The sequence below is a fragment of the Acinetobacter sp. BMW17 genome (assembly GCF_001592855.1).
Classification (GTDB): domain Bacteria; phylum Pseudomonadota; class Gammaproteobacteria; order Pseudomonadales; family Moraxellaceae; genus Acinetobacter; species Acinetobacter johnsonii.
In genome coordinates this window covers 21,865-28,206 of sequence record NZ_LSOD01000004.1, presented here as the reverse complement: position 1 = coordinate 28,206, position 6,342 = coordinate 21,865, and the positions used below count along the sequence as shown (strand labels likewise).

Annotated in this window: 9 protein-coding genes; 3 read left to right on the top strand and 6 right to left on the bottom strand. The window is 41.4% G+C overall.

All coding sequences use genetic code 11. The features are described from left to right. Positions 1-350: 350 nt before the first annotated feature. The 3 genes from AXW61_RS00445 to AXW61_RS00435 form a co-directional block, all read right to left on the bottom strand. Positions 351-1,727: a dihydrolipoyl dehydrogenase gene (locus AXW61_RS00445; protein ID WP_062031270.1), complete on the bottom strand. Its 1,377-nt coding sequence runs from the start codon at positions 1,725-1,727 to the stop codon at positions 351-353. Between the two features lie 209 nt (positions 1,728-1,936). Then, positions 1,937-2,362 carry a sulfur transferase domain-containing protein gene (locus AXW61_RS00440; RefSeq protein WP_062031268.1) on the bottom strand — a complete coding sequence of 142 codons (426 nt, stop codon included), beginning with the start codon at positions 2,360-2,362 and terminating at the stop codon, positions 1,937-1,939. After that, positions 2,355-2,690, bottom strand: a complete 336-nt coding sequence (locus AXW61_RS00435) for a TIGR01244 family sulfur transferase (RefSeq protein ID WP_004983428.1) — start codon at positions 2,688-2,690, stop codon at positions 2,355-2,357. The genes AXW61_RS00440 and AXW61_RS00435 overlap by 8 nt, the downstream gene beginning before the upstream one ends. Positions 2,691-2,814: 124 nt before the next feature. Here AXW61_RS00435 and AXW61_RS00430 point away from each other — a divergent pair, with 124 nt between their 5' ends. From AXW61_RS00430 to AXW61_RS00420, 3 genes are read left to right on the top strand one after another with little or no spacing between them, the layout of a single operon-like run. Next, positions 2,815-3,711: an alpha/beta fold hydrolase gene (locus AXW61_RS00430; RefSeq protein WP_062031265.1), complete on the top strand. Its 897-nt coding sequence runs from the start codon at positions 2,815-2,817 to the stop codon at positions 3,709-3,711. After that, positions 3,712-4,143: a thioredoxin TrxC gene (trxC, locus tag AXW61_RS00425; RefSeq protein ID WP_062031261.1), complete on the top strand. Its 432-nt coding sequence runs from the start codon at positions 3,712-3,714 to the stop codon at positions 4,141-4,143. 17 nt (positions 4,144-4,160) lie between these two features. Continuing rightward, positions 4,161-4,583: an acyl-CoA thioesterase gene (locus AXW61_RS00420; protein WP_004697616.1), complete on the top strand. Its 423-nt coding sequence runs from the start codon at positions 4,161-4,163 to the stop codon at positions 4,581-4,583. 75 nt (positions 4,584-4,658) lie between these two features. On the opposite strand, the gene AXW61_RS00415 is transcribed toward AXW61_RS00420, so the two are convergent. The 3 genes from AXW61_RS00415 to AXW61_RS00405 form a co-directional block, all read right to left on the bottom strand. Continuing rightward, positions 4,659-5,108 (bottom strand): ester cyclase, encoded by a 450-nt coding sequence (locus AXW61_RS00415; RefSeq protein ID WP_240487423.1) that lies wholly within the window; start codon positions 5,106-5,108, stop codon positions 4,659-4,661. A gap of 185 nt (positions 5,109-5,293) precedes the next feature. After that, entirely contained in the window at positions 5,294-5,794 is a 501-nt protein-coding gene (locus tag AXW61_RS00410; RefSeq protein ID WP_010327555.1) for a DUF4442 domain-containing protein, read from the bottom strand. A gap of 28 nt (positions 5,795-5,822) precedes the next feature. Continuing rightward, positions 5,823-6,311 carry a YajQ family cyclic di-GMP-binding protein gene (locus AXW61_RS00405; protein ID WP_004697619.1) on the bottom strand — a complete coding sequence of 163 codons (489 nt, stop codon included), beginning with the start codon at positions 6,309-6,311 and terminating at the stop codon, positions 5,823-5,825. Positions 6,312-6,342 lie beyond the last annotated feature (31 nt).

Sequence of the window (6,342 nt, the reverse complement as noted above, 5' to 3'; positions counted from 1 at the left end):
GAAAAGCGAAATATTAAGAGGGAAAGAAGAGAATGAGCTATCTATAAGGGCCTAAATAGTAAAAAGCCAGCATTTGCTGGCTTTTATGTCTTATCTAAAGAGACAAAAATAGATCAGGAATTACTGACTTATATGCTACAAATTATGGTTTTATACGAGGTATTATGCTTTAGAGCAGTTAAGTTACGCACTAAAATAAGAACTTTACTGAAAATCTACCAAGCATGTGTCTTGTAATTAAATCAACGTATGCCGCGAATGATTTATAGTTTGCTGCACAACGTTGATGAAATCGTTTAATTACACACAGCAAACCTTATTAAAAGAACATGAATCATAAATTTCGCAGCCTACGTATCCAGCTGTCGGCGTGCATGCTTTAATGCTGTTCTTAAACCTTCTTCAAGAGTTGGGTGATAAAATGGTTTTTCCAAAATTTCATCGACGGTCAGCTGTTCTGAAATCATCCATGCCAGTAAATGGGCCAAATGTTCAGTAGACTCTGTGAGTAATTCAGCACCTAGTAGCTTACGGCTACTTTTCTCCACATACACTTCGATAGCTCCATGGTTTTTACCTAAAACTAATGCGCGCCCTTGTTTGACATAAGAGACTTCGCCGATGACAAAATTGATAGGTGCACTTTGTAGTTGCTTAAAGTTTTGTCCAACCATTGCCATTTCTGGGCTACTAAAAACGATGCCTAAGGGTATTAGGGTCTTACATGATTCTATAGTAGGGAAATTTAATGCATTTTTGACCGAGACTTTACCTTCGTGTGCGGCTTCATGCTGTAGTGGAGTATCAGTATGTGCATCGCCAATGATAAAAATCGGGTAGTCAGCGAGTTGTTTGGTTTCAGGATCAACAGGTAAATGTTTTAAGTCTTTGAATGAGGTGTCGATATTTTCGAGTTTAAGGGTATTTAAAAGACTACTTCGTCCTGTGGCAACCAGTAAGTAATCAACGTTGAGTGTTTTAGGCTGACCATTTTCAGTAAACCTAAGTTCAACTTGATTATTTATATACTTAACCTCTGTGGGTAAAACTTCGAACTTGATCTCAAGTTCGGTGCTAATTTCTGTTTGTGCCAACTGCTGCAATTTAGGACTAGTCAGAACGCCGACTTTACGACTACGTGCAAAGACAGTGGTATTGACGCCAAGTCGTTGCATGGCTTGCGCAAGTTCAATTGCGATGACGCCGCTCCCAATCACTGCTAAAGATTTGGGTAAAGCATTGAGTTCAAAGATTTGATCGGAGGTGATGAGCCGATCATCGAGTTCATTCTTCCATGCTGGGTCAAAGCTAGGTGTGGAGCCTACAGCTAAAATAAAGCTTTTGGCTTGGTAGTGTTGCCCATTAACTTCGACCGTTTTTGAATCGACAAAGCGAGCACGGCCCTTAATTTTATGGGACTCAGGCCAGCTCTCTACGGTTTTAAGGGTACTATGAGTAAAGCGATCACGGAGTTTTTGTACGTGTTGCATGACCTGACTGCGGTCTATTTTTGACTCTACTTGCAATCCGACACGATCCGCATGTTGAATATCATGCATGCGATTTGCTGTAGAAATCAGGACTTTTGACGGCATGCAGCCGACACGTGCACAAGTGGTGTCCCATGGCCCATCATTAATGATTAATAGATTTTGTGTGGACTTCACGGCTTGTTGGTAGGCTGCGATACCCGCAGTTCCAGCCCCAATAATAATCAGATCATACATAAGCAAACGTTTATCTAAGCGAGACATACTCTATAGTTAACATATTCAGGGCTGTAGATGATTATATTTTGTAAAAAAACGGCACTAGATGCCGTCTTTACTTTCATTTGACTTATAAGCCAGTACCAACGCTTACCCCAACGGTAGGACGGACATTCATTGAGCTACATGCTGTCATTAAGGTACAGCAGAGTAAAAGCAGCAACAGTTTATTCATGGAGTAATCCTCGTTGTTTTGCCTGATTGAACAGCAGACTAGAGCGAGCACCACTCTTACAGACCATTAAAATAGGCTTGGGCAATTCATTATAATATTTAGCAAATTCGACCACGTCTGTTTCAGAAATTTTACTGCTGGTAACCGGTTGGTAAATTACGCTGACTTTGGACTGTTCCGCAATATTACGCAGTTGATCAACGCGAACGGTATTGCCTTGTTCTTGATCTGGTCGGTTGACAATGACCGACTTAAAACCTTGTTTTATCAACTGTTGAAACTTGTCTTGGGTCATTTCCCCTGAAACGCTGAGCTGCGGGCTGAGTGCTTGACTCAGGTTATTCGTTGCCGCCCACAATGCACTGCTCGTTAAAATCAGAGCAGTGCAGATGACACTTTTAAACAACCGTTTAGTCATCTAACAGGTCCATTTGTTTCGCAAGTTGGTATAAGTTGTTTGAGCGATTGCCTGTACGGCAGAACATTAAAACAGGTTTTGGTAGCTCATTGAAATGATTGGCAAAAGTGCGCACATCCATTTCTGTGATTTGACCTGCAACGACAGGTTGATAGACATAATCTAGGCCTGCAATACGTGCTGCTTCTTCAATTTGGGCGCTGGTCGGTTGTTCTGGACCACCTTCCATATCTGGCCGGTTATTGATCACAGATTTAAACCCTTTTTCAACCACTTGAACCAAATGTTCTGGGCCAATTTGACCTGCAAAGCCTACATTTTCGCTCATGCTGTCACTCCAAAATTAAACTAATCGAGATATGCTTTATGATAGCATTAAGCTGAAAGTTCAGCCTATGCTGTTGAAATATTTATAAGCGATTACAACCATAAAATAACGCAATGGAGCAGGTATGCACGCCTATACCGTTGAACCGCTATATGTCAAAAGTGGCCAAGAGGTCATTGCTGCGGATTTCTATCGTCCGAAAACCGAAAAAAAACCAGCAGTGATTGTGATGGCCCATGGTTTGGCTGGGCTTCGCCAATTCAAACTGATCCAATTTGCACAACGTTTTGCACAAGCGGGTTATGCAGTCGTATTATTTGACTACCGTTATTGGGGCGGGAGTACCGGACGTCCACGAGAGTTGGTCTCGATTAAGAAGCAGCTTGAAGATTGGAGGACCATGATTAACCATCTCAAAGAACGTAAGTCGATCGATAGTCGACGGATCGTGCTGTGGGGGACGGCACTCAGTGGTGGTTATGTGCTCGATATTGCAGCAGAGTTCAAGAATGTACAGGCCGTGATAGCACAAGTACCCTTTGTAGACGGGGCAGCAAGTGCTAAGTTATATCCTTTGCAACAGTTCCCTAAAGCTTTAAAACTATCTAGCCAAGATTATATGGGTGGAAAAATGGGCATGTCCCCGACCACTTTACCTGTGGTTGATCCGCGAGAATTATGTTTTTTGCCAACGCAAGATGCCTATTTGGGGTATCGTTCGATTCTTAATCCTGATTATTATTGGAGTGGTGAGATACCTGCCCGATTATTTTTTAATTTAATTCGTTATCGTCCCATTCAAAATGTTAGACAAATTAATATTCCTGTACTTTTCATTGCTGCCAAGCATGATAGTTTAATTCCGATCGAATCCAGTCGTGAAGCAGCCACCAATATTGCCCCTTTTGTTCAATATCATGAGTGGGAAATGCAGCATTTTGATATTTATCATGCCAGTTGGTTTGAAAAAGCCATTTCGACCCAATTAGAATTCTTACATCAACATATTGGAGTCAACTAAATGATTATCGTCTGTCCTACTTGTTTGGCCAAAAATCGTGTGCCTGAAGAGAAATTGAGTGCTAATCCGAGCTGCGGTCAGTGCCACGCAGCGCTTTTACCTGCAGCACCAATTGAATTGAATGAGCAGAATTTTAGCCAGTTCATTAGCCATAGCGATTTGCCAGTGTTTATTGATTTATGGGCAGAGTGGTGTGGTCCATGTAAAATGATGGCTCCGCACTTTGCTGAAGTGGCCAAGCAAAATCCGCAGGTTATTTTTGCTAAAATTAATACCGAAGAATCTCCGCGATTGAGCAGTGCGTTTAACGTACGCAGCATTCCGACTCTAGTTTTAATGAATAAAACCACGGAAATTGCTAGAATAAGCGGTGCGCTTCGTGCGCCACAATTGCAACAATGGTTAGATCAAGAGTTGCAAGCCCAGTCATAACGAAAATTGGAGTCAACGTGTCAGAGATTCATGTGAAACCAGAAGGAATGTTGTCTCTTCAGACAATTGCAATGCCAGCCGATACCAACTGGAGTGGAGATGTTTTTGGTGGTTGGATTGTGTCACAAATGGATTTGGCGGGTGCAATTCACGCAGAGCGTTTTAGTAAGGGACGCTGTGCAACGATTTCAATTAATCAGATGACGTTCTTAGTCCCAGTGAAAGTTGGCGATGTCATCAGTTGTTATACCAAACTGTTAAAAGTGGGCAATACGTCTATTCAGATGGAAATTGAAGTGTGGGATAGCCATGACAGTTCACGTCCGCCTGTACGTGTGACTGAAGGTGTATTTACCTTTGTTGCAGTTGATGTTAAAGGCAATAAGCGCCAGATCCCAGCGGATGTTAAAGAAAAGTTCCTTGCAAGCCAATCCAACTAAAGCTTGAGTTGGTCTGCAAAAAAAGCCAGTGTAATCACTGGCTTTTTTTATTGCTATTACATACAGTCCGATGGATTAAAACATGGTATTACGATTAGCGGACTCCGCGGGAATGCTTTGTATCACATCCCAGTGTTCTACAATTTTGCCTTGTTCGACGCGGAAAATATCGACAACGGCCTCACCACGATCTTGTGCATTTTGAGTGGAATGTACATGCAGCACCACCAAATCACCTTCGGCTACGACACGCTTGATGGTGTTTTTTGCATCTGGATGTTCTTTAAAGTACTGGGTGAAGTAGTTTACAAAAGGCGCTTTGCCGTCTGCAACATAGGGATTATGTTGAATGTATTGTGTACCAATATAGCGGTCAGAATAGGTTTGAACCTGATGTTTGCTAAAAACCCCTTCATAAAAGTCCACTACAATTTTTCTATTTTGTACGGTCAGGGCAGAGGTTGAAGGGTGATTCGGCGTTGTTGAAACCGATGTATTGGCGGGATTGTGCTGTTGGCAGGCCATCAGCCCTAAAGAAAATAAGGCAGTCGTTAAAATTAGTCTTTTTTTCATCAAGTCAGCTCAAATATTCATGTGATGTCCCATGATTTTGAGCTGAGTCGAAGTAAAGATATAGTAAGTTTTAGTCGCAGCTTTAGCGTAATGTTGTAAATTTTATACTTACAAAACAGTAAGTTATATTTACATTTTTACTTTTTCAATGATGCTTTGTCGAGCCATGCCCATAACATTTCACATTGAACAGGTGCTTCACCAGACTCATCCATCACTGTCACAGAAACTAAAGTTTCACCCTTGGCGGTGGTTTGCATCAGCTGCTGTTGTTCTGGTGTTAAGGTGGCTGTCGCTGTCATGGCACCTTTACTCGGACGTTTAAAGTCAACGTGCATGCTTTTAATCAGAACGATGCAATGATCAGGTACATTCATCCCTGTTACAAAACCTGTTGCCGTTTCAGCAATTAAGGCCATGGCACAGGCATGCAGTTGACCAATATGGTTTTGCATGGCACGGTGATTTTCGATTTTGACCACGACTTCACTGTGACTGACTTGCAAATAACGAATATTGGCACTACCGACCATGGGAACTATGCGACCAAAAGCTTGACTCCATAATCGCGTACGCAATGCTTTCGGCAAGCGTGACGTGGTTTTTACAAGTTTTGATAAGCGATTGGCCTTTGGCATAGTTACCTCAAATGATCAAACAAGAGTATTAGTCTTTAAAGTTATTGAACTGTAAAGGCAGACCAAATTGTTGTTCTTTTAAAAATGTCATTACTTGCTGTAATGTATCGCGCTTTTTATCAGTCACACGAATTTTGTCGCCTTGAATTGAAGATTGCACTTTAATGCCGCTTTCTTTAATGGCCTTGTTAATTTTTTTTGCGGTATCTGAGTCAAGTCCGTCTTTTAATTTCACCACTTGAAGTACATTTTTACCTGAAGCAGTCATTTTTTGTGGATCAAGCGCTTGAATATCGACTTTACGCTTAAAGAAATGGTTCTCTAACATGGTGTACACTTGTTCACACTGGAAATCACTTTCAGTTGAAATTTTGATTTCTTTGTTTTTTTCATTGAGTTCAATCGAAACATCCTGACCACGGAAGTCGAAACGGGTTGCGATTTCCTTTTGGGTGTTCTGAACGGCATGATTTACTTCAAAAATTTCTAATTCTGAAACAATATCAAAAGATGGCATGGATTAAACCTTTACAAATGGAAAGAATATC